Consider the following 21,227-nt stretch of genomic DNA (forward strand, 5'->3'; position numbering starts at 1 on the left):
ATGAGTGAGTTAATTTTGTGAGTATCTACAAACATAAACAAAAAAAAGAGCTATGCGTGCATAGCTCTTTACAAGTTATTAACCGATTTTTCCTACTATTTGGACTCGGCAGTTACCTCAAAAGGAAACTCAACAATTACTTCTCTATGAAGTCTGATTGAAGCGTTGTATGGACCAACTCTTTTTATGGTCCCTCCTTTAATATTGATGAATTTTCTTTCGATTTGATGACCAGCTTTATCCAAAGCCGCAGCCAAATCGATGCTGCTCACAGAACCGAACAATTTGTCACCAGTACCAACTTTAGCTGGGATACGGATCTCCAATTGCTTTAACGCTTCAGCCAATTTATTGGCCTCGTCAACAATCTTTTTCTCTTTATGGGCTCTTTGCTTTAAGTTCTCGGCCAACACTTTTTTTGCAGAAGGTGTCGCCAAATCAGCCAATCCTTTAGGAATAAGGTAATTTCTTCCATAACCGTTCTTCACTGTTACGATATCGTCCTTAAATCCTAAATCCTGTATATCTTCTTTTAAAATAAGTTCCATTCTTCAGTATTTTTTATTTCAACATATCGCCAACGTACGGCATTAAGGCTAAGTGACGAGCTCGTTTAACGGCTTGGGCCACTTTTCTTTGATACTTTAATGAGGTTCCGGTAAGTCTTCTTGGAAGCAACTTACCTTGCTCGTTTACCAATTTCATCAAAAAGTCTGGGTCTTTGTAATCAATATACTTGATTCCGGATTTTTTGAACCTGCAATATTTCTTTTGCTTGTTGGTCTCAATGTTCAATGGGGTCAAATACCTGATTTCCCCATCTTTTTTTGATTTTGCTTGTTGCTCTATTGATGACATAGCCCTATGCGTTTGCTTTTAATTTAGTTCTTCTTTTCTCTGCCCAAGCAATTGCATGCTTGTCCAATTTAACGGTCAAAAAACGCATAACACGTTCATCTCTTCTAAATTCCACTTCATAAGGTTCAATAACCTCACCTGGGGTGGTAAATTCAAACAAGTGGTAAAAGCCACTTTTTTTGTGCTGAATGGGATAGGCCAATTTTTTAAGTCCCCAGTTTTCCTTGGAGACCATTTTGCCACCATTCTTAATCAAGAAATCTTCAAACTTCTTGACTGTTTCCTCTATCTGGGCCTCAGATAGAACGGGATTCAAAATGAAAACAGTTTCGTAATGGTTCATACATTATTATTTTAAAGGAGCGCAAAATTAGTGATAAATGTTAACCTCCGCAAGAAAAGACAAAAATCTTCGTTTAAAGCTATGAGTTATTAACATTAGTGAACCTTTTAAACCTACGTATCGTATATGGTAATATACACAACAAAATAGACCATGTTTACATCTTTTGTTGCAGTTAAACGTCATTTTTGTGTAATTTGCCGATGATTTAAAACCCTACAAATCACCCCTTTCTATGAAATTAAAAAGTATAATTGTAGACGACTCCTCAATGCAGCGCATGGCCGTTGCCAAGTTGGTCAACAATCACCCTCATCTTGCCTTGGTAGCAGAGTACAGTAATGCTATTGAAGCCAAAAACGGACTTAAGAACCATGAAATCGATTTGATTTTCTTGGATGTTGAAATGCCAATCATCAGTGGATTTGATCTTTTGGAGGCCCTTGACAACCCTCCACAGGTAATTTTAATCACTGGTAAACCGGATTATGCCCTTAAGGCATTCGATTACGATGTAACAGATTACCTACACAAACCCATTACTTTGGCCCGATTTGAGGCCTCTGTTAAAAGGGCAGTTGCAAAATATGAGCAAATCAATAGGGTTGATGAAGATGAGGAGCACATTTTTGTAAAGAGTAACCTTAAAAAACGTAAGGTTATATTAAACGACATTAAATGGATTGAGGCTTTAGGAGACTATATCAAATTGGTTACTGACGAAGCCAATATTGTTATTCTTTCTACAATGAAAGCTTTTGAAAAGCAACTTCCTGCAGAGAAGTTCTTGCGAATCCATAAATCTTATATTGTGAATCTTGAGAAAATCGAAAAGTTCAACAGTAAAAATGTTGAGGTCAGCGGTAGACAGATTCCATTGAGTAGAAACAAAAAGACTGAGCTGGCCGAAGCGCTAGCAAATGTATAGATAGCATTTATATGTGGTCCACATTGTAGACCAGTCTTACACTTTTATACTTGGAAATAGCATTAAAAGATTTTTCAATTCTTTTAATGCTATTTTTTGTTTGGGCCATAGATTGGTTTCTGGGAATCTTTACTACGATATTCTTCAAATAATCTCTGCGTATTCTCGCCACCGGGGGATACTCCGGCCCCAAAACTTGTTGTTTCAAAACATTTTGAAGTGAACCAGCAAACCATTGGGCTGCTTCATTCAGTTTATTGAAATCTTTATCCTTTAGGGTCAGTTTTATAATTCGAACTACCGGCGGGTACTTGAACTGCTCCCGTTCATACAATTGCTCGTTAAACATTTTATCGTATTCGTTGGTGGTGACCTGCTGTAATATTTGATGATATGGATTGTATGTCTGTATCAGCACCTTACCTCTTTTCTTAGTCCGGCCTGCCCTACCGGCAACCTGAGTCAACATTTGAAAGCTCCGCTCGTGTGCTCGATAGTCAGGAAAATTTAACAAGGAATCGGCATTCATAATACCTACCAGGCTTACATTTCTGAAATCTAATCCTTTGGTGACCATCTGTGTACCCACCAAGATATCCATCTCTTGTTGCTCAAAAGCAGTAATAATCTTTTCATAGGCATATTTTCCGCGTGTTGTATCTAAGTCCATACGGCCTACTTTGGCTTCAGGGAACAATTCCTTCAGTTCTTCCTGAATCTGTTCTGTTCCAAATCCTTTCTTATCCAAAGTAAAGCTTCCGCAAGCACCACAACTGTTTTGTAATGCCATATGATATCCGCAATAATGACACCGCAACTGATTGTTATGTTGATGATAGGTAAGACTCACATCACAATTTGGACATTGGGTAACATTTCCGCATGTGGTACATTCTACAATGGGTGAAAAACCTCTTCGATTTTGAAAAAGAATAACCTGTTCACCCTCTTCCAAAGTTTCTTCGATAGCTTTGAATAGAGTTTCAGAGAAATGCCCTTTCATTCTTTTTTTTCGGGTTGCCTCTTTAATATCCACCAAGTTGATATCAGGCAAAAGCACATTTCCATACCTACTATTGATACTGGCATAGCCATATTTTCCTTTTCTCACATTGCCCATACTTTCAATGCTAGGAGTGGCAGAACCCAAAATGCAGTTTGCTTTATGGTATGAAGCAAGTACTATGGCCGCGTCCCGAGCATGGTATCGCGGTGCTGGGTCAAATTGTTTGAATGAGCTTTCATGTTCCTCATCCACAACAATCAACCCTAAATTGGCAAAAGGTAAAAACAGGGAAGATCTCGCTCCAATTACGATTTGCGCCTTTTCCTTTTGATTCAAAACATTGTTCCAAACCTCAACCCGCTCATGAATACTGTATTTGGAATGATAGACGGAGACTTTATTCCCAAAATATTGTCGAAGTCTGCTTATAAGCTGCGAAGTAAGTGCTATTTCAGGCAGTAGATACAATGCTTGTTTTTTCTGACCTAGACATTTCTCAATTTGCTTGATGTACACTTCGGTCTTTCCTGAGGAGGTAACCCCATGCAACAAGGCAGTTTTATTGTCTGCAAATGTTGTAATGATGGATTCGAAAGCTTCTTGTTGAAGCGGATTCAATTGAATATTCTTTTCTACTTGATTTTCATTATGTTCAACACGGTCCTTACGAATGTGGTATTCTTCCAGGATTGACTTATCAATCAAAGTCTTAATAACTGCTTTTGAACTGCCACTTTCTTTCTCTAAATCGGTAATCGCAATTGGTTTTTTCGAGGAAGCCTGTATTTGAAATAGGGCCAAAACCACCTGACTTTGCTTTGGTGCACGAGATAGGTCGTTCAACAATGCTTCCAGTTTGGCCTCATTGTCAAACTCATTTGATAGTTTGACATATCTGACCATTTTAGGTTTATATTGTTCGTAGAGCTCCTCCTTCTGAAGAATTACACCTTTTTGAACCAATCTACTGACTAATGGAAGTACATTTTTCCTGTCTACAATACCGCTGATTTCGGCAATTTTCAATGCAGATTGGTGCTGTAAGGCCTCATACACCAAAAACTCATCATCTTTTAGTTCAAGGTCGTTTACCTCTTTATTTTTATTGAGTAAAATCAAGGTTTCACTTTCTAACAAAAAGGCACTCGGCAGGGCACTACGGACTACTTCTCCGAGCGTGCACATATAATATTGTGCAATCCACTCCCAATGCTTAAACTGAAAAGGATTCACCAAAGGTTTTTCGTCTAGAACTTGATATATTTCTTTGGCCTCGTATGCTTCAGGAGCATTTTGGTGGACATCATATGCGAGTGCAGTATATATTTTCGATTTACCAAAGGGTACCGCCACCCGCATACCTTTTTGAATAAATTCTGCTTCTTGTGGACTAATTCTGTAAGTAAAAAGTCTTTCAAGAGGAATAGGAAGTACAATGTCTAAAAAATAGCTCATATCATAACTCCTCTTGCACTCTATGCCAGGTTTGGGTTCTGTAAAGAAAAGCCAAGTAACCTCTAACTTTTAACTTGTTTGGGTCTTCAGGATCCAGCCAAACCTTACCTCTAAAAGTCATTGCCTGTTCGGGATCAAAAAGTCTATTTCCCTTATATTCTCCTTTATTGTTCATTTTGAAGTCATCCATAATCTTCATCCCATTCACTGGTTTATCCTTGAGGTCTCCCTTACACTTGACGCATAGGGCATTTTCCTTCCCTTTTTCGACAACTTTGAGAACTTTGGCTTGCAATAGTCCGTTTTCTTCATACACTTCAACAATGGCTTTGGTGATTCCGTTTCGGTCATCTATTGTTTTCCATTTTCCAAACACTGATTGCGACCAAGTAATTTGGGACAACAGCAAGAAAACAATGAGTAGGTATTTATTGATTTTCTCGCTTTTTTTCATGTTTCTTCTTTAAAGAGTTAAGTGTTGCATTAAGTTCAAATCCGAGCAACAGTATATTTGAATTCAACCAAATAAAAACCATTAGGATCAATAAACCTCCCAAAGCTCCGTATAATTCATTATAACGGGCAAACTTTTCGACGTATACCCCAAAAAGATACGAGGTTAAAATGAACAGTAAGGTGGTCATCAGGGCTCCTGCAGAAAAGAATCTAGCCTTTCTTCCTTCGGCAGTTCCAAAATAATAAAGAATGGCAGTCGTAAGATATGAAAGAAGGGTGAAGAATATGATTTTAGTAACCTGGATTCCAACGCTATCGCTCTTTTCCACATCATACCCCAAGGTTTTTCCAAAATACTCGCTGGTATATTCAACAATATAGAATTCAAAATACACAAAGACCACAGCTCCCAAAATCAACAGAATTGACAAAATCAGCCCGACCATTAAAGCATAGGCGTATTGTCTGAAAAAATTTCTGGTGAGTTCTACATGATACGAGTGTTCAAAACCTCCAAAAATGGCATTTACCCCATTGGCAACAAGAAATATGGAAACCATAAATGCTGATGATAAGATTCCACCACTTTTCTGATCCTTGATTTGTTGGTATATCTCAGTAAAATAATCGCCAGTAGCCGTGGGTAGAAAAGACTCCAAAAACAGCAGGAATTGGGCATCAAAATTCTCATTTCCCACACTTGCGAAGGGAATAATCCAAGGAACCAGAGTTACCAAGAATATCATTAGAGGAAATAATGCCATAAAAAGACTGAAAGCAATGGCACTTGCCCTTGTGGAAACGGCACCTTTTACAATACCGAGAACATACATTTCCAACAGGTCATAAAAGGATAGTCCTTCGAAAGCCTTTAACTTAATATTTTTAAGTAAGCGGACTAACCAATTGACCACTGGGATTTTTTCCAATTTTTCCTCTATCGCTACGGACATTATACTGCTTTTAGACTTAGATCCATGTTGTGGACAGAATGGGTCAAAGCACCTGAAGAAATGTAATCAACCCCGCATTCCGCATAGGCTCGAATTGTATTTTCATTGATTCCTCCAGACGATTCGGTAAGACATTGATTACCTATCATTTTTACAGCTTGTTTCGTGTCATCATAATCAAAGTTATCCAAAAGAATTCGGTACACATTTTCCGATTCCAATATTTCATCAACCTCCACCAAATTCCTTGCTTCAACAATAATCTTTAAATCTCGGTCTGTTTCAACCAAATATTGCTGGGTTTTTTGAATGGCTTTTGTAATTCCACCGGCAAAATCAATATGGTTGTCTTTGAGCATGATCATGTCGTAGAGTGCGAACCTATGGTTCTCCCCTCCTCCAATGGTAACAGCCCATTTCTCCAAAGCTCGAATCCCTGGGGTCGTCTTGCGCGTATCCAAAATTTTGGTGTTTGTGCCCTCAAGTAAATCCACATAGCTTTTTGTCTTTGTTGCTATAGCACTCATTCGTTGCATAGCATTCAGCACCAGTCGTTCTGCCTTTAAAATACTCTGTGAACTACCCTCAAGATAAAAGACAATATCTCCATACTTTACTTGGGAACCATCTTGTATTAGCACCTCGACCTCTAGTTTAGGATCAACATAATCAAAAACTTGCTTAGCGAAGACTATTCCAGCAATAATACCTTCATCTTTGACCAATAATTTCGCTTTTCCGGTTGCTGAACTGGGAATACAGGCCAAAGAACTATGGTCACCATCACCAACATCTTCCCGAATGGCGTTGGCAATAATCAAATCTATTTCTTTCTGGAATTGATCTTGGGTAATCATCAAATTGGGGTTTTGACGAAAATAATAAAAACATTGCTCTCGATACATGGTCATATACCTTTGTTTGATTGGAAAAAATTACTTTTGGATATGCAGATTACCATAATAGCCATTGGAAAGACAGATAGTAAGGAACTAACCCAACTTATTTCCATGTATGAAAAACGATTGGCACATTATGTAAAGTTCGAATTTGAGGTGATTCCCGACCTTAAAAACAGCAAAAATCTTTCAGAAAAACTTCAAAAAGAAAAGGAAGGGGAGCTTATCCTGAAGCAGTTACATTCTTCAGATATTCTAATAGTGATGGATGAAAAGGGGAAGCAATTAACCTCTTTGGGTTTTTCACAGTTTCTTCAAAAGAAAATGAACAGTGGAATCAAAAATCTTATTTTGGTTATTGGAGGGCCTTATGGCTTTAGTGAGGCCGTTTACAACAGAGCCAATGGACAGCTAAGTCTTTCCAAAATGACATTTTCACATCAAATGGTGCGATTATTTTTGATAGAACAATTATATAGAGGGTTTACGATTCTCAGGAATGAACCTTACCATCATCAATAGTGGTCTTTTGATTGGAAACAAGACCGTACTTTTCCAAAAAATCTTCAACTTTCTTGATAACGACATGATGTGGCTTGGGTTCATCAATGGTTTCTTCAAGAGATTTTTCCATATTGCGGGACACACTTTTTAAATTATCTAATTCTTCCGTTATAAAACCGTAAATCTCTCGCTGTCTTTCCGGGTCTTTTTCTACTTTTAAAACGTATTGGAGGTCCGTAATATTCTTCATATGTGAGCTAAACACATGGGATTGATGCCAAGCGATTTCTGTAAGCTTCTTCTTTTGGTCAAGAATTTTGCCGATAATGGGATTTACAATAAAGAATATTTCAAAGATTATAATAACAATTGAGAATATGGCCAATTCAAGCTCTATCACCATCATGGTTTTTAGGTCTTTCTCTGCCTTTTTTTGGAATTTTGTCACAATACCATCCATTATTACCAGAAAACGATCTACCCTAAACCGAACATCATTGAACGAAACAGTTTTGTACTTTTTATAGTTGTTTAACTCACTACGTAACCATAACACATAAGGTTCCAGTCGAGCAAACTCTTTCAAAATCTCCTCATCTTCCAAAGGTTCAATTTTTAGACTTTCATTTCCATGTTGCAGGAAATTGTTCATCTGATATAGTTTGGTCAGTACCAGTTTTAATTCTGCATAATCGCAATTGTGATACCTACAAGAATACAGCTCATTCAAAATACGCTGACTCAACATACGCTGTTTACCGGCCAAGTTTACAATCATGGCTGCATTTCGTTGTTTTCTTAACGAATATTGCGTCATGGACTGAATAGTAATGGTAAGTACAACAATGGAAATGACCAATAAGTAATAGGCCCTGAATCCTTTTTGAAATGGCTTGAACTTTCTAATTTTCATTATAGGCTACAAATGGTAAGAATTAGCCTACAATTTAGTTCAAAAAAATACTAAGGCGTGTAGAAATGTTGTGAAACAAAGTTTTGGAACGGTGAAATGTCAATTTGTATTCACTCGGATCTGAAGTTTTAATACAATACCCTGAACTTGATAGTGTTTTCGACATTCTTAAGGGCCTTGACCACTTCCTTGTTGTATTCCTTATCCAAATCGGTGATCACATAGCCCACCTCACTGTCGGTGGATAGGTATTGCCCGGTAATATTCATTTCATATTTTGCCAAAACCTTGTTGATTTCAGCCATAATCCCAGGAACATTTTTATGGATATGCAAGAATCTATGTGCATTATTTTGTTTTGGAAGTCGGATGTTCGGAAAGTTAACAGCATCCACCGTGTTTCCAGAGTTGATATAGTCCATTATTTTATTAGGAACAAAATCGGCTATGTCACGCTGCGCTTCTTCCGTGCTCCCACCTACATGGGGAGTTAAAATTACATTTGGAATTCCTTGCAAAGAAGTTTCAAAATTTCCGTTACTTCTTGGCTCTGAAGGGTAAACATCTACGGCAGCACCTCCTAATTTCCCGCTTTTCAGTGCATTGGTGAGCGATTCAATATCCACTACAAATCCACGGGAAAGGTTGATCATTATAGCACCGTCCCTCATTTGATTGATTTCACGCTCGCCAATAAAATTTCTATTGGCCTTATTGTCATCTACATGAAGTGTAACCACATCAGAAACTGAAAGTAAATCCTCGAGACTGGAACATTTAATGGCATTTCCTAAAGCCAATTTATCAGAAACATCGTAATAATAAACCCGCATGCCCATGGCTTCGGCCAACACAGAAAGTTGTTTTCCGATATTTCCATAGCCAACAATACCCAGGTTTTTACCTCGGACCTCTTTAGAATTAATGGCTGTTTTGTTCCATTCTCCCTTATGGATTTCTGTACTTCGAGTGAACACATTACGCATAAGCATAATAATCTGTCCTATAGCCAACTCAACTACCGAACGAGTATTGCTATAAGGTGCATTGAACACCACAACACCCTTCTTTTTGGCTGCTTCGAGATCTATTTGGGTAGTTCCAATACAAAAAGCTCCCACGACCAGTAGTTTATTGGCCGCATCCAACACTTTTTGTGTCACTTGGGTCTTGGAGCGAATTCCGAGTACATGGACGCCTTTTATTTTTTCAATGAGCTCTTCTTCTGGTAAACTGTGCTTTACCAATTCCACGGAAAAACCATCTTCAGACAAATTGTCGAACGCTGCGGGATGCACATTCTCCAACAACAGAATCTTGATTCTATTTTTTGGGTAAGATATATTTCGAGGTAAATCGTTCACAAATAAAAATTCATCTAAGTTCGGAGTCACATGATCCGCATTGTTGGTGGCTTTTTCACGGTGTACATTTTCAGTATAGGCGAAAAACTTATCGGCGATTCCAGCTTCGCGCATTACATAATCACTGTACCCATCCCCTATGACCTGCACTTCACCGTCTAAATCAAGGTTTTTAAGACATTCTATCTTCCCGTTGTGCGAAGCCAAAACATTTGCCTCATCGAATCCGACAATATTGCCGTCGCCATCAAACTTGAAGGTATTGGCATAAACCCTATCGGATGGAATGTTATATTCTTCAACTATGGGGTCAATAAACTCTTTGAAACCACATGAAATTACATAAATATCGTCAGAAAATTTCTGAAAGAACTCCTTATTGGATGCTATTGATTTTGAAATCTTTTGACGCAATTCACTTACCAAGCCATCCAAATCATTCCGATGAGCATTCAGAAGTCGTATTCTTCTTTCCAAAGATTCTGTAAATGAAATGTCTCCATCGATACCAAGATTCGTAATATCCTGGATTTCTTGAATAATCTCCTCTTTGTTGGATTTCCCTTGAAGGGTCATTTCTGCTAAAACATCCAATGCTTCGACCCTAGTCAGGGTACTGTCAAAATCAAAAACGTATTTGCGTCCCACCTCTATCATGAATTGCTTCAAAAATTAAGGCGTAAAATTAAACATAAAATTCATCCAGAGAATTCGATGCACCTAAAATGCACCTATAAATGCGGATATATCAAAAATCGCGTCCAAAATGTTTCAAAATGTTGATTTTTATTCCAAAAACTGCAGAATGGCCTCTGAAAATGGTGCCGTTTTGTACGTCTCGTTATGGTTGCCCGGTACTATTTTCAATGCACTTTTAGGAATCTCATTTTTCAGCTCTTCAGGGTTTCCATTATCTAAATCCTCATCGCCGGCAATCACCAACACCTGAGCAGTAATCTTTTTCAACTGGGACAAACTGGTGACCGGCTGATACTTTTGCAGCAAATGCAATATCCAAAGATTTGCATCTATCGAACTTGCATAATCCACAGCTCCTTTGGTCTCCTCTGTGATTTTGCCATTAAAAGCATTCATGAACATTATCCTTCTATCCCATTGCGAATCAGTGAAGTCAACCCCCATTCCTCCCAAAACTGCTTTTTTAATGCGGTTATTTTGTGACAGAAGTTTGGCGAGAACAATACTACCACGCGAATACCCCACAGCATGCAATTCCTGAATCTTCAAGTGTTTAATCAATAGGATTAGATCTTGTACTTCTGCATCATTTTGATAGGCCGCTTCAGTTTCTGGTTTATCAGATTTTCCATTTCCCCTTAAATCAGGAACAATTACCCTGTAGCCCTGGTTCAACAGCTGTTGTTTTAACAAAGATCTTTCCCACATGCTGCCATCGTTGATAAAACCATGCACCAATAAAACCGGAAAACCACTGCCCTCATCAGTAAAGGCAATCTGATTTTCATCAAAAGAAGTCATATAATCAACTTGACCCTGCACTTCGATAAAGGCCAATAACATTAACAAAAAAGAGAAATACTTCATCATGATCTAAATTTAAAACCAGCGTCTTGTGGCCTTGCAATAAACGCTATATTCTTTTCCGAAGAGGATATTCAATGCCTTTTCTTCATGTTTTATCTGAAAATGGTTCATGTAATACACAAAGCCTGCCGCCAGTAGCGTGTTAAAGGCGTTTCCCAATCTCAGTCCAAAGCCCAACAGAATAAGAAGCATTCCCAAATACATCGGATTTCGAGAATATTTGAAAATACCATTGGTCACTAATTTTTTGGTTTTTGTTAAATCAATGGGATTTGTCGTTGTTTTGGCCCTGCGAAACTGGAATATGCCCAAAAAAACTATTGCAACAGCCATTGCAAAGAGTACGGTCGACAGCTCTCTCCTCCCGAAAAAATCGAAAGCTCCAACAGGTAAAAATTTAGCAAGTAAATACATCAAACATCCAAAAACAAGCATGACCAAGGGTGGTAAAATCTTCATGTAAATACAATATGTTGAGATTCGAAATTACTACTTTTAGCGCTGTATCTAAAAAGCCCATCTTGAAAATCGTTTTTGCCACACACAACCAAAATAAATTGAATGAAGTCAGAAATCTGTTGTCTGAAAATTTCCAGATTCTCTCTCTAGAAGATATTGGTTGTGTGGAAGAAATCCCGGAAACGGGGAAGACTCTAGAAGAAAACGCCAAAATAAAAGCTGATCACGTTACCAAAAACTTTGGTTTTGATTGTTTTTCAGATGACACAGGGCTTCTGGTTGATGCTCTTGGTGGTGCCCCAGGCGTATACTCCGCCAGATACGCAGGAAATCAGAAAAATGCCAAAGATAATATGGCAAAGCTATTGAACGATCTCAAAGGCAAAAGTCAAAGAGATGCCCACTTTAAAACCGTGATTCATTTTAATTTCAATGGCCAAAGTCATGTTTTTGAGGGTGTCGTAAATGGTTCCATATTGGAAAAAGAATTCGGCACAGACGGTTTTGGTTATGACCCTATATTTAAGCCTGAAGGGTTTGACCAAACATTTGGAGAACTACCGCTTGAAGTCAAAAATTCAGTTAGTCATCGCGCAAAAGCAGTACAAAAACTTGTCGAATTTCTTAAAGGTCAAATCATTTAATTACAGATCATTAAATAAGTGTACCTTTGCGCCTTTATTAACGCCGCCGGTATGGGCATGGTGTTGCGAGGGGCTCAAAAGGGTATTATACAATCGCTCTATGCAACACAACATATTTGCGATTTAGGTATATACCAAAATGACAAAATTTGAAACCCTGGGGTTAGACAAACCCCTATTGGATGCTATATCCGATCTTGGATTTGAAACTCCATCTGAAGTACAAGAAAAATCAATCCCAATTTTATTGGAAAAGGAAACCGATTTGGTCGCCTTGGCACAAACAGGAACTGGAAAAACAGCAGCTTTCGGTTTTCCAATGATCCAGAAAATACAGTCAGAAAGCAGAACCACCCAAGGACTAATCCTTTCTCCTACTCGTGAACTTTGTTTACAAATTACCAATGAGCTAAAACTGTATTCCAAATACATCAAAGGTCTAAACACGGTCGCCATTTATGGAGGTGCAAGTATCACGGAGCAAGCCAGACAAATTAAGCGTGGTGCACAAATCGTGGTCGCAACTCCTGGAAGGATGAAGGATATGATCGGACGCGGTATGGTCGACATTTCCAAAATCGATTACTGTGTGCTAGATGAAGCTGATGAAATGCTGAACATGGGCTTTTTTGAGGATATCAAGGATATTCTTTCCAATACGCCAGATGAAAAATTTACGTGGTTATTCTCTGCAACCATGCCGAAGGAAGTAGCTTCGATTGCTAAAAAATTCATGCATAAACCTGTTGAAATAACAGTTGGAGCAAAAAATGCCGGAGCTTCAACCGTACAACATGAATATTATCAAGTAGGCGGTCGTGACCGATATCCTGCCCTAAAAAGATTGGCAGATGCAAATCCTGGGATTTTCTCCGTTGTTTTCTGCAGAACAAAACGAGATACACAGAGAGTAGCTGAAAAACTTATTGAGGACGGCTACAATGCCGGAGCATTACATGGTGATTTGAGTCAGAACCAACGTGATTTGGTAATGAATGCTTTCCGAAAAAAGCAAGTTCAGATGCTTGTGGCGACGGATGTTGCTGCACGTGGAATTGACGTGGATGATATTACACACGTTATTAATTATCAGCTACCTGATGAAATTGAAACCTATACCCACAGAAGTGGACGAACTGGTAGAGCGGGTAAATCTGGTATTTCAATGGTTATTGTTACACGTTCCGAAACACGGAAAATAAAAGCCATTGAAAAGAAGATACAACAGAATTTTATATCCAAAAAGATTCCTACCGGAATTGAGATTTGTGAAATTCAACTGTATCATTTGGCAAACAGAATCAAAGAAACCGAAGTCAATACGGAGATTGACAATTATCTACCTGCCATCAATGATGTGCTCGATGGTTTGGACAGAGAAGAACTAATCAAAAAAATTGTTTCGGTTGAATTTACCCGATTCTATAATTATTATAGTAAAACCAGGGATTTAAATTCATCTGAGGGAGATGGGGATAGAGGTGAAAGAAGTGAAAGAGGTTCAAAAGGTGGTGATGCACCATCAAATGGATCAGTTCGCTACTTTATCAATGTAGGTGAACGTGATGGTTATGACTGGATGTCTTTAAAAGATTTCCTTCGTGACACACTAAACTTGGAAAAAGAAGACATTTTTAATGTCGATACCAAGGATAGCTTTTCATTCTTCAACTCAGACGCTCAACATACCGAGTTCATTCTGCAAACCTTTACTGAATTTAAAGTAAAGGGTCGTTTTATCAATGTAGAAGTTTCCAAAGACCCTGGAGGAGCTAGAAAAGGTAAAAAACGTGATAGAAAGAGAGGACACCGCAAAGGTGGAGATGGCGGATACAGAAATGGAGGCGATAGTAAATCCTTTAGAGGTGGTAAAAAAGGTGGTTCAGGCCGCAGAGGTGGTAAAAAAAGACCCGGTTTTTATTAGTTAATTCTATATTAAATAGGGGTACATCCATGATTATTTTTGTTTGTTTAGTACTTTTATACCTACAAAGATTGCATGAGAAGAAAGTTACTTATACTATTTGCCCTAGTTTCCACCATTGGTTTTTCCCAGGACGACAATGAAACTCTTGTAGAAGGTGAACTGAAGGCAACGGTTGTCAATGCTCAAACCAGTTTTCCTTTGGAAAGTGTGCACATCATCAACCTAAACAAGGTTGTGGGTACGATTACCAACCAAGATGGAAAGTTTAGCATCAATGCAGCTGTAAACGATACCCTATATCTTTCTTATTTAGGTTTTAAATCGCAGAAAGTCCGAGTCACCAATGACATGTTTAAGTTTGAGGGCACCGAAATAGCATTGACAGAACTGGCCTATGCCTTGGAAGAAGTCATTGTAAGACCCTACCAGTTAACCGGTTACCTTGAAATTGATGTAAAAAATCTTCCGATAAACAATGCTTATCAATACAGCATATCTGGACTTTCCAAGAGTTATGAAGCAGGTAATAAAAATCCTAGCGCTGTTACAAAGGTTTTGGGCGCAATACTGAATCCAGCAGATCTATTGCGTAATCTCTTCGGTAAAAAACCAAGGCAGATGCGAAAATTGCGACAGATGAAGGAAGATGACGATATTAGAAACCTCTTGGCTTCCAAATTCGATAGAGAAACCCTTACTGAGCTATTGCAATTGGAAAAAGTGGATATTCAAGATATCCTTAACAACTGTAACTACTCTAAATCCTTTATCAATACGGCCAATGACCTTCAAATTCTTGATGCAATTTCCAGTTGTTATGAAGAATACAAAGTATTGAACAGGGGTTAAAATCGGGGCTTCCCGATTAGTATTCCAATATTTTGAAAGGGTAAATAAATTTTATATTTCCGTATTCATTTTATAGCTTTAGGCAAAATCCCAATAAATGAAAAAACTACTTGCTATAATGTCCCTATTGTCTTTTGTTTTGGGTTGTAAAGAAGTTCAAAAAAAGCCGGAAGTAGATGTTCAAGTTGCTGAAAATAAAATAGAAACCAAAGAGGTCCCTTTTGTTTGGGAAGGTGCAAACATTTATTTTCTTTTAACCGACCGCTTCAACAAGGGAACTTCAGAGTCCAATATCTATTTTGATAGAAACGAAGAAACTGCTGTCCTACGAGGGTTTGAAGGTGGGGATTTGTCAGGTATCACACAAAAACTGGAAGAAGGATACTTCACGGACCTTGGGATCAACGCTATATGGTTTACCCCAATTGTTGAACAAGTGCATGGAGCAACCGATGAAGGCACCGGAAACACCTATGGTTATCATGGATATTGGGCGAAAGATTGGACAGCCATTGATCCTAATTTTGGCACCCGGAAAGATTTGGAAAAATTGGTTAAAACCGCACATTCCAAAGGAATCCGAATTTTATTGGATGTCGTTTTAAACCATACCGGACCTGTTACGGAACAAGACCCAGTATGGCCTGAAGAATGGGTAAGAACTGGACCTAAATGTGAATTTACCACATACGAAAACACTACTGCCTGCACATTGGTAGAGAACCTTCCTGATATTTTAACTGAATCCGATGAACCGGTTGAGCTTCCGGACGCTCTTTTGGCCAAATGGAAAGAAGAAGGCAGATTAAGTCAAGAGCTGGATGAACTTCAATTATTCTTTGAAAGAACAGGGTATCCAAGGGCTCCTCGTTTTTATATCATCAAATGGCTTACCGATTACATCAATGATTTTGGTGTGGATGGTTTTCGTGTGGATACGGTAAAACACGTGAATGAAAATGCATGGACAGATTTATACGCTGAGGCTACATACGCTTTTGATACCTGGAAGAAAAAAAATCCAGAACATGTATTGGATGACAATGCTTTTTATATGGTAGGTGAAGTTTATAATTATGGGATTTCAGGAGGGCGTGAGTTCGACTTTGGAGATAAAAAGGTAGATTTTTTTGATTACGGCTTTAAAAGTCTGATCAATTTCGATTTAAAAACCGATGCCCATAAGAACTATGAGACCATATTCAAAAAATACAACAAATTACTCAACACCAAACTAAAAGGAAAGAGTGTACTGAATTACCTTACATCACATGATGATGGAAGTCCATTTGACAAAGAACGCAAAAGACCCTTTTATACCGCGAATGTATTATTGTTAACCCCTGGAGCTTCACAAGTGTATTATGGAGATGAAACTGCCAGAAGCCTAATCATTGAAGGAACAGAAGGAGATGCCACCTTACGCTCTTATATGAACTGGGAGGAGTTGGATAGTCTGCCTCAAACCCAAAAAATACATAAGCACTGGCAAAAATTAGGGCAATTTAGAAGAGACCACCCGGCCGTTGGAGCTGGACGACACAAGAGATTGGGTAAATCACCCTATGTGTTTTCAAGAACTTACATGGATGGAGATTATAAAGATAAGGTTGTAATCGGACTGGACTTACCTAAAGGTAAAAAATCCCTTTGGGTAAAGGGATTCTTTGGTGACGGCACTAAATTGTACGACACTTATTCTGAAACTGAGGTAATGGTAAATAAAGGAAAAGTCATTCTCGAAAATGACTTTGATATCGCCTTATTGGAATTGGTAGAATAATCATTCTCTCGAATGCAACGCAATCCTGTTGCCTTCGGAATCTGAAAACACACCCATATAACCAACCTCAGGGCTAATTTGAGTTTTAGGTCTTAGAATTTTACCTCCGGCACTTTCAACGCGGTCCAATTCATTTTGTACATCGGTACTCGCAAAATATATGAGTACACCGTCTGTGACACTAGGTTTGTAGCTCTCTTGTTGGATAAGAGAACCATTAGCACCCGGCTTTTCTTCTGCCCAAGGGAACCACCCCATTAAAGTACCTCCAAAATCTTGTACTTGAACTTCTATCTGAAAAACCTCATCATAAAAGGTTTTGGCCCGGTCCATATCCGTCACTGGAATCTCAAACCAGCCTACCATATTTTGTTCCATAGCTATTGCTCTAATACCGCTTTTAAGCTGGCCAATCCTTCTTCAAAATCGCCTCCAACAGCCTTATCCATGTTCATGAACAACATGAAAATACTTGTTGGAAACTTATTTTTTCCTGAGAATCCCCATGTAACTTTTGTATTTCCTGATCCCGTATCTTCGGTTACCAGATAAGCATCCGAAGTAGATTTCCAGGGCTTTAAGAATCGAAGTTCAGATTCAATACGCTCACCATCTACAATTTTAGTGAGCTCTTGTTCTCCTTCTCCAACATCTTTGTTTCCGTTCCAATAACTTGTTGCTCCGACTTCACCATCGGTTCCGGTAAATTTCTTTTCCATATTTGGGTCCTTTTTATTCCAAGGGGACCATGCATCCTGATTTTTCAAAAAACGTAGATTTTCAAAAACCTCATTCTTTGGTTTTGCTATTTCTATAGAACGGGATACGTTGTAACTTTTTGGCGCTATCATGGCCAAAATCAGAATCAATAAAACAATTCCTGCTAAAATGTAAAGTAGTGTCATCATTTGATCTAAAAATTGGTTGTCTTCTAATGTACAAAAAACTTCATTTTGAAAGGTATCTCTCGATAATACCTTCCACATTTTTGATGGATTTTTTAGTCCAATCCAGTCGTTTTTCAAGAATCTCAGCCTCAGAAAGTTGCCAGAAGATATTTGATTGTCGAAGTCGTTCCATCAATTGCTGAATAATGATTGCCGCGGAAACAGAAATATTCAAACTTTCAGAAAACCCTATCATAGGTATTTTCAAAAAGCCATCAGCCTGGGCCATAACCTCATCACTTAATCCCTCCTTTTCTGTTCCAAAAAAAAATGCAGTTTTTGATTCTAAATTGAAATCACCCAAGTATTTTGAATCATTATGGGGTGTTGTGGCAATGATTTGGTAGCCTTTAGCTTTTAGATGATTCAGGCACTCTGCGGTAGTCTGATATCGATTTACATCCACCCATTGCTCAGCTCCCATCGCAATGTTCTTGTCTAAACGTTGGCCAAACCGGTCTTCGATTACATGCGCTTCCTGAATGCCAAAAGCGTCACAACTTCGAATTACCGCGCTCGTGTTGTGTAATTGGAATACGTCTTCGATGGCAACCGTAAGAAATTTGGTCCTATTTTGAAGCACTTCCAAAAAACGCTGTTTCCGTTCTTCGGTAAGAAATCCTTCAAGATATGTGAACAATTCATGGTCAAACATACATACCAAAATAACGAAAATTGAATTTCTTATTTTAGCTTTTATGAGCAAACAAAAAGTTGTTGTACTTACAGGCGCAGGAATGAGCGCCGAAAGTGGACTGAAAACCTTTAGGGATGCCCATGGTCTTTGGGAGGGTCATGATGTTATGGAAGTGGCCTCTCCCCAAGGTTTTGCCAAAAATCCGGAGTTGGTATTGGAATTTTACAATCAGCGAAGAAGACAGTTGCTCGAAGTTTCCCCTAACGAAGGTCATAAGGCTTTAGTTCTTTTGGAGGAACATTTTGATGTAAACATCATTACCCAAAATGTGGATAACTTGCATGAACAAGCAGGAAGCTCACAGGTGGTTCATTTGCATGGTGAATTGTTTAAAGTTCGAAGTATGGCGAACGAAAATCATGTCCTGGAATGGAAAAAAGACCTGTTACTAGGAGATTTCGACGAGAATGGACATCAACTACGACCGCATATTGTTTGGTTTGGCGAGATGGTTCCTCTGTTAGAAACTGCTGCTTACATCACGCAACAAGCCGATATCGTAATTATCATAGGCACTTCAATGCAAGTATATCCCGCAGCAAGTTTAATTCATTATGCACCCCAGGAAACTCCTATTTATTTTATAGACCCCAAACCGAATATAAATCCTTCCGATTACAGCAATATCGAAGTTATTGCTAAAACGGCTTCAGAAGGTGTACCTGCTTTGGTGAATCAACTATTGAGGTTATTTTGACAGCAAAAGAATTACATATCGCCCTAAATTCAGGTCGACTTTCCAAGCCAAAAATCAATCAATTGGTTGATCAATTGAAAGAACTTCCAGAATTGACCGAACGATTACTTCAAGAAGTCTTTGACCAAGACAACACCGATTCTTTTAATGCAAGTTGGGTCTTTGACCATTTGATGCGGAAAAAACTCGAATACCTTCTACCACATTTCGAAAAATTCACTCAAGGTCTTTCCCAGTTAAAATCAGAATCCATTATTCGGCCCATGGCCCATACTTGCGAAATGTGCATGGAAGCCTATTTCAAAACCAAAGACCCTGCTTTTGTCCAAAACATTACTCCAGAACAATTGGAACGCATACTGACAGTCTGTTTTGACTGGCTTATAGGATCTCACAAGGTAGCTTCAAAAGTTTTCGCCATGACCAGTTTGTATTATCTAGGCATGTATTTCGATTGGGTTCATCCAGAACTTAAAATGGTCTTGGAACAGCAGCATCACCGAGACAGCGCCGGATACAAATCCCGCGCATCCAAAACCCTAGCAAAGTTGCGCAAGCTTGGCTTTTAAACTCCTTAACTAATAAGTATCTTTGCGCTTTCATAAAAACCGGTCAATGTCTTTAAACCAATTGAATGCCATCTCGCCCATCGATGGTAGATATAGAAACAAAACTGAAGCCTTAGGAAACTATTTTTCGGAAGAAGCTCTGATCAAGTATCGCGTTCAGGTCGAAATAGAATACTTTATCGCACTTTGTGAGGTTCCGTTACCACAATTGGCAGACTTTGACAACGCCCTATTTTCTGAGCTTCAGAAAATCTATCAGGATTTTTCGGCCGAAGATGCTACAGTCATCAAGGACATTGAGAAAACTACCAATCACGATGTAAAAGCTGTTGAGTACTTTATCAAACAAAAATTTGATGCGCTTGGTTTGGAAAAATACAAGGAGTTTATCCATTTTGGATTGACTTCTCAAGACATTAACAATACCGCCATTCCATTGTCCATCAAAGAGGCCATGAACGATGTTTATGTACCGCTTTACTTTGAGGTTTTTGAAAAACTAAAAACCCTGGCATCCGAATGGGCAGATATTCCTATGTTGGCGCGTACCCACGGCCAACCCGCATCCCCTACTCGATTGGGTAAAGAAATTGATGTTTTCGTGGAACGATTGAAAGAACAGTTCAACTTACTGAATGATATTCCGAGTGCTGCAAAATTTGGTGGAGCAACCGGAAATTACAACGCCCACAAGGTGGCTTATCCATCCATTGATTGGAAAGCCTTTGGGCAGCAATTCGTGCAGGAGAAGTTAGGACTATACCATTCTTTCCCTACCACGCAAATTGAGCATTACGACCACATGGCAGCCTTGTTCGATTGCTTGAAACGCATCAATACCATCTATATCGATTTAAACAGGGATATCTGGACCTATATATCGATGGATTATTTCAAGCAGAAAATCAAAAAAGGTGAAGTTGGGTCTTCAGCCATGCCCCATAAAGTGAATCCTATTGATTTTGAGAATTCCGAAGGGAATTTAGGCTTGGCCAATGCTATTTTCGAACATCTATCAGCGAAACTTCCCGTTTCCAGATTGCAACGAGACCTTACAGATAGTACCGTTCTTAGGAACGTAGGCGTTCCTTTTGGGCATACACAAGTAGCCTTTCTATCAACCCTTAAAGGATTGAATAAATTGGTACTGAATGCGGAAAAGTTTGAACAGGATCTTGAGAATAACTGGGCGGTTGTGGCTGAAGCAATTCAGACAATACTAAGACGCGAAGGCTATCCCAATCCTTATGAAGCCCTAAAGGGTTTGACCCGAACCAACGAAAAGATTACACAAAATTCCATTTCAGACTTTATTGATACCCTTGAGGTTGCAGAAGTCATAAAAGAGGAGCTTAAGAAAATAACTCCAGCAAATTATACTGGAGTTTAACCATTCAATCGAATAGCAGT

At 38.7% G+C, this 21,227-nt stretch carries 23 protein-coding genes; 9 read left to right on the forward strand and 14 right to left on the reverse strand.

Annotated elements, in window-relative coordinates; translation table 11 throughout:
- Nucleotides 1-95 precede the first annotated feature (95 nt).
- Genes rplI through rpsF form a run of 3 tightly spaced genes read right to left on the reverse strand, consistent with a single transcriptional unit; the run spans nt 96 to nt 1,201 of the window.
- Complete coding sequence (gene rplI / locus ACOKFG_RS13355; RefSeq protein ID WP_298790361.1) at nt 96-548, reverse strand: 50S ribosomal protein L9; 453 nt, start codon at nt 546-548, stop codon at nt 96-98.
- Nucleotides 549-561: 13 nt separating this feature from the next.
- On the reverse strand, nt 562-858 hold the full coding sequence (gene rpsR / locus ACOKFG_RS13360) for a 30S ribosomal protein S18 (RefSeq protein WP_054557866.1): 297 nt from the start codon (nt 856-858) through the stop codon (nt 562-564).
- A gap of 4 nt (nt 859-862) precedes the next feature.
- Nucleotides 863-1,201 (reverse strand): 30S ribosomal protein S6, encoded by a 339-nt coding sequence (gene rpsF / locus ACOKFG_RS13365; RefSeq protein WP_422861436.1) that lies wholly within the window; start codon nt 1,199-1,201, stop codon nt 863-865.
- Nucleotides 1,202-1,436: 235 nt separating this feature from the next.
- Here rpsF and ACOKFG_RS13370 point away from each other — a divergent pair, with 235 nt between their 5' ends.
- Nucleotides 1,437-2,129: a LytR/AlgR family response regulator transcription factor gene (locus ACOKFG_RS13370; RefSeq protein WP_298790372.1), complete on the forward strand. Its 693-nt coding sequence runs from the start codon at nt 1,437-1,439 to the stop codon at nt 2,127-2,129.
- Nucleotides 2,130-2,136: 7 nt separating this feature from the next.
- On the opposite strand, the gene priA is transcribed toward ACOKFG_RS13370, so the two are convergent.
- Genes priA through nadC form a run of 4 tightly spaced genes read right to left on the reverse strand, consistent with a single transcriptional unit; the run spans nt 2,137 to nt 6,856 of the window.
- Nucleotides 2,137-4,590, reverse strand: coding sequence for a replication restart helicase PriA (gene priA / locus ACOKFG_RS13375; RefSeq protein ID WP_422861437.1), 2,454 nt, complete (start codon nt 4,588-4,590; stop codon nt 2,137-2,139).
- A 1-nt stretch (nt 4,591) separates the two neighbouring features.
- Nucleotides 4,592-5,044, reverse strand: coding sequence for a DUF2147 domain-containing protein (locus tag ACOKFG_RS13380; protein WP_422861438.1), 453 nt, complete (start codon nt 5,042-5,044; stop codon nt 4,592-4,594).
- Complete coding sequence (locus ACOKFG_RS13385) at nt 5,019-5,999, reverse strand: YihY/virulence factor BrkB family protein (RefSeq protein ID WP_298790375.1); 981 nt, start codon at nt 5,997-5,999, stop codon at nt 5,019-5,021. Before ACOKFG_RS13385 ends, ACOKFG_RS13380 begins: the two co-directional genes overlap by 26 nt.
- Nucleotides 5,999-6,856: a carboxylating nicotinate-nucleotide diphosphorylase gene (gene nadC, locus ACOKFG_RS13390; protein WP_422861439.1), complete on the reverse strand. Its 858-nt coding sequence runs from the start codon at nt 6,854-6,856 to the stop codon at nt 5,999-6,001. The genes ACOKFG_RS13385 and nadC overlap by 1 nt, the downstream gene beginning before the upstream one ends.
- A 90-nt stretch (nt 6,857-6,946) precedes the next feature.
- On the opposite strand from nadC, the gene rlmH reads away from it, so the two are divergent.
- The gene (rlmH, locus tag ACOKFG_RS13395) at nt 6,947-7,420 is read left to right on the forward strand and encodes a 23S rRNA (pseudouridine(1915)-N(3))-methyltransferase RlmH (protein ID WP_422862192.1); all 474 of its coding nucleotides are present in this window, start codon (nt 6,947-6,949) and stop codon (nt 7,418-7,420) included.
- On the opposite strand, the gene ACOKFG_RS13400 is transcribed toward rlmH, so the two are convergent.
- The 4 genes from ACOKFG_RS13400 to ACOKFG_RS13415 form a co-directional block, all read right to left on the reverse strand.
- Nucleotides 7,392-8,315 carry a type IV pili methyl-accepting chemotaxis transducer N-terminal domain-containing protein gene (locus ACOKFG_RS13400; RefSeq protein ID WP_422861440.1) on the reverse strand — a complete coding sequence of 308 codons (924 nt, stop codon included), beginning with the start codon at nt 8,313-8,315 and terminating at the stop codon, nt 7,392-7,394. The two genes, rlmH and ACOKFG_RS13400, sit on opposite strands and share 29 nt — an antisense overlap.
- Before the next feature lie 128 nt (nt 8,316-8,443).
- Nucleotides 8,444-10,336: a phosphoglycerate dehydrogenase gene (gene serA / locus ACOKFG_RS13405; protein WP_422861441.1), complete on the reverse strand. Its 1,893-nt coding sequence runs from the start codon at nt 10,334-10,336 to the stop codon at nt 8,444-8,446.
- Between the two features lie 129 nt (nt 10,337-10,465).
- Complete coding sequence (locus ACOKFG_RS13410; RefSeq protein WP_422861442.1) at nt 10,466-11,248, reverse strand: alpha/beta fold hydrolase; 783 nt, start codon at nt 11,246-11,248, stop codon at nt 10,466-10,468.
- Between the two features lie 9 nt (nt 11,249-11,257).
- Entirely contained in the window at nt 11,258-11,704 is a 447-nt protein-coding gene (locus tag ACOKFG_RS13415) for an isoprenylcysteine carboxylmethyltransferase family protein (RefSeq protein WP_313885119.1), read from the reverse strand.
- Between the two features lie 62 nt (nt 11,705-11,766).
- On the opposite strand from ACOKFG_RS13415, the gene ACOKFG_RS13420 reads away from it, so the two are divergent.
- The 4 genes from ACOKFG_RS13420 to ACOKFG_RS13435 all read left to right on the forward strand — a co-directional run bounded on the left by ACOKFG_RS13420 (nt 11,767) and on the right by ACOKFG_RS13435 (nt 16,907).
- A complete protein-coding gene (locus ACOKFG_RS13420; protein ID WP_422861443.1) occupies nt 11,767-12,348 on the forward strand; it encodes a non-canonical purine NTP diphosphatase in 582 nt (193 codons plus the stop codon).
- A 139-nt stretch (nt 12,349-12,487) separates the two neighbouring features.
- Entirely contained in the window at nt 12,488-14,272 is a 1,785-nt protein-coding gene (locus ACOKFG_RS13425) for a DEAD/DEAH box helicase (protein WP_422861444.1), read from the forward strand.
- A 75-nt stretch (nt 14,273-14,347) separates the two neighbouring features.
- A complete protein-coding gene (locus ACOKFG_RS13430) occupies nt 14,348-15,124 on the forward strand; it encodes a carboxypeptidase-like regulatory domain-containing protein (protein WP_422861445.1) in 777 nt (258 codons plus the stop codon).
- A gap of 97 nt (nt 15,125-15,221) precedes the next feature.
- Complete coding sequence (locus ACOKFG_RS13435; protein ID WP_422861446.1) at nt 15,222-16,907, forward strand: alpha-amylase family glycosyl hydrolase; 1,686 nt, start codon at nt 15,222-15,224, stop codon at nt 16,905-16,907.
- On the opposite strand, the gene ACOKFG_RS13440 is transcribed toward ACOKFG_RS13435, so the two are convergent.
- The 3 genes from ACOKFG_RS13440 to ACOKFG_RS13450 are packed head-to-tail and all read right to left on the reverse strand — an operon-like array spanning nt 16,908 to nt 18,509.
- The gene (locus ACOKFG_RS13440; RefSeq protein ID WP_422861447.1) at nt 16,908-17,285 is read right to left on the reverse strand and encodes a VOC family protein; all 378 of its coding nucleotides are present in this window, start codon (nt 17,283-17,285) and stop codon (nt 16,908-16,910) included. It abuts the gene before it with no gap.
- Nucleotides 17,286-17,287: 2 nt separating this feature from the next.
- Entirely contained in the window at nt 17,288-17,815 is a 528-nt protein-coding gene (locus ACOKFG_RS13445) for an SRPBCC family protein (RefSeq protein ID WP_298790391.1), read from the reverse strand.
- 40 nt (nt 17,816-17,855) lie between these two features.
- On the reverse strand, nt 17,856-18,509 hold the full coding sequence (locus ACOKFG_RS13450; RefSeq protein ID WP_422861448.1) for a TrmH family RNA methyltransferase: 654 nt from the start codon (nt 18,507-18,509) through the stop codon (nt 17,856-17,858).
- 43 nt (nt 18,510-18,552) lie between these two features.
- Here ACOKFG_RS13450 and ACOKFG_RS13455 point away from each other — a divergent pair, with 43 nt between their 5' ends.
- From ACOKFG_RS13455 to purB, 3 genes are read left to right on the forward strand one after another with little or no spacing between them, the layout of a single operon-like run.
- A complete protein-coding gene (locus ACOKFG_RS13455; RefSeq protein WP_422861449.1) occupies nt 18,553-19,248 on the forward strand; it encodes an SIR2 family NAD-dependent protein deacylase in 696 nt (231 codons plus the stop codon).
- Nucleotides 19,245-19,817 (forward strand): adenylosuccinate lyase, encoded by a 573-nt coding sequence (locus ACOKFG_RS13460; protein WP_298790396.1) that lies wholly within the window; start codon nt 19,245-19,247, stop codon nt 19,815-19,817. Before ACOKFG_RS13455 ends, ACOKFG_RS13460 begins: the two co-directional genes overlap by 4 nt.
- A gap of 46 nt (nt 19,818-19,863) precedes the next feature.
- Nucleotides 19,864-21,207, forward strand: coding sequence for an adenylosuccinate lyase (gene purB / locus ACOKFG_RS13465; RefSeq protein WP_299485752.1), 1,344 nt, complete (start codon nt 19,864-19,866; stop codon nt 21,205-21,207).
- Nucleotides 21,208-21,227 lie beyond the last annotated feature (20 nt).

Source organism: Flagellimonas rhodophyticola, assembly GCF_049332665.1.
In the GTDB taxonomy this organism is placed as follows: Bacteria; Bacteroidota; Bacteroidia; order Flavobacteriales; family Flavobacteriaceae; genus Flagellimonas.

Bases quoted from the DNA above. Each gene is read 5' to 3' on its own strand.
- rplI (WP_298790361.1), bottom strand. From the start codon at position 548: ATGGAACTTATTTTAAAAGAAGATATACAGGATTTAGGATTTAAGGAC.
- rpsR (WP_054557866.1), bottom strand. From the start codon at position 858: ATGTCATCAATAGAGCAACAAGCAAAATCAAAAAAAGATGGGGAAATC.
- rpsF (WP_422861436.1), bottom strand. From the start codon at position 1,201: ATGAACCATTACGAAACTGTTTTCATTTTGAATCCCGTTCTATCTGAG.
- ACOKFG_RS13370 (WP_298790372.1), top strand. From the start codon at position 1,437: ATGAAATTAAAAAGTATAATTGTAGACGACTCCTCAATGCAGCGCATG.
- priA (WP_422861437.1), bottom strand. From the start codon at position 4,590: ATGAGCTATTTTTTAGACATTGTACTTCCTATTCCTCTTGAAAGACTT.
- ACOKFG_RS13380 (WP_422861438.1), bottom strand. From the start codon at position 5,044: ATGAAAAAAAGCGAGAAAATCAATAAATACCTACTCATTGTTTTCTTG.
- ACOKFG_RS13385 (WP_298790375.1), bottom strand. From the start codon at position 5,999: ATGTCCGTAGCGATAGAGGAAAAATTGGAAAAAATCCCAGTGGTCAAT.
- nadC (WP_422861439.1), bottom strand. From the start codon at position 6,856: ATGATTACCCAAGATCAATTCCAGAAAGAAATAGATTTGATTATTGCC.
- rlmH (WP_422862192.1), top strand. From the start codon at position 6,947: ATGCAGATTACCATAATAGCCATTGGAAAGACAGATAGTAAGGAACTA.
- ACOKFG_RS13400 (WP_422861440.1), bottom strand. From the start codon at position 8,315: ATGAAAATTAGAAAGTTCAAGCCATTTCAAAAAGGATTCAGGGCCTAT.
- serA (WP_422861441.1), bottom strand. From the start codon at position 10,336: ATGATAGAGGTGGGACGCAAATACGTTTTTGATTTTGACAGTACCCTG.
- ACOKFG_RS13410 (WP_422861442.1), bottom strand. From the start codon at position 11,248: ATGATGAAGTATTTCTCTTTTTTGTTAATGTTATTGGCCTTTATCGAA.
- ACOKFG_RS13415 (WP_313885119.1), bottom strand. From the start codon at position 11,704: ATGAAGATTTTACCACCCTTGGTCATGCTTGTTTTTGGATGTTTGATG.
- ACOKFG_RS13425 (WP_422861444.1), top strand. From the start codon at position 12,488: ATGACAAAATTTGAAACCCTGGGGTTAGACAAACCCCTATTGGATGCT.
- ACOKFG_RS13430 (WP_422861445.1), top strand. From the start codon at position 14,348: ATGAGAAGAAAGTTACTTATACTATTTGCCCTAGTTTCCACCATTGGT.
- ACOKFG_RS13435 (WP_422861446.1), top strand. From the start codon at position 15,222: ATGAAAAAACTACTTGCTATAATGTCCCTATTGTCTTTTGTTTTGGGT.
- ACOKFG_RS13440 (WP_422861447.1), bottom strand. From the start codon at position 17,285: ATGGAACAAAATATGGTAGGCTGGTTTGAGATTCCAGTGACGGATATG.
- ACOKFG_RS13445 (WP_298790391.1), bottom strand. From the start codon at position 17,815: ATGATGACACTACTTTACATTTTAGCAGGAATTGTTTTATTGATTCTG.
- ACOKFG_RS13450 (WP_422861448.1), bottom strand. From the start codon at position 18,509: ATGTTTGACCATGAATTGTTCACATATCTTGAAGGATTTCTTACCGAA.
- ACOKFG_RS13455 (WP_422861449.1), top strand. From the start codon at position 18,553: ATGAGCAAACAAAAAGTTGTTGTACTTACAGGCGCAGGAATGAGCGCC.
- purB (WP_299485752.1), top strand. From the start codon at position 19,864: ATGTCTTTAAACCAATTGAATGCCATCTCGCCCATCGATGGTAGATAT.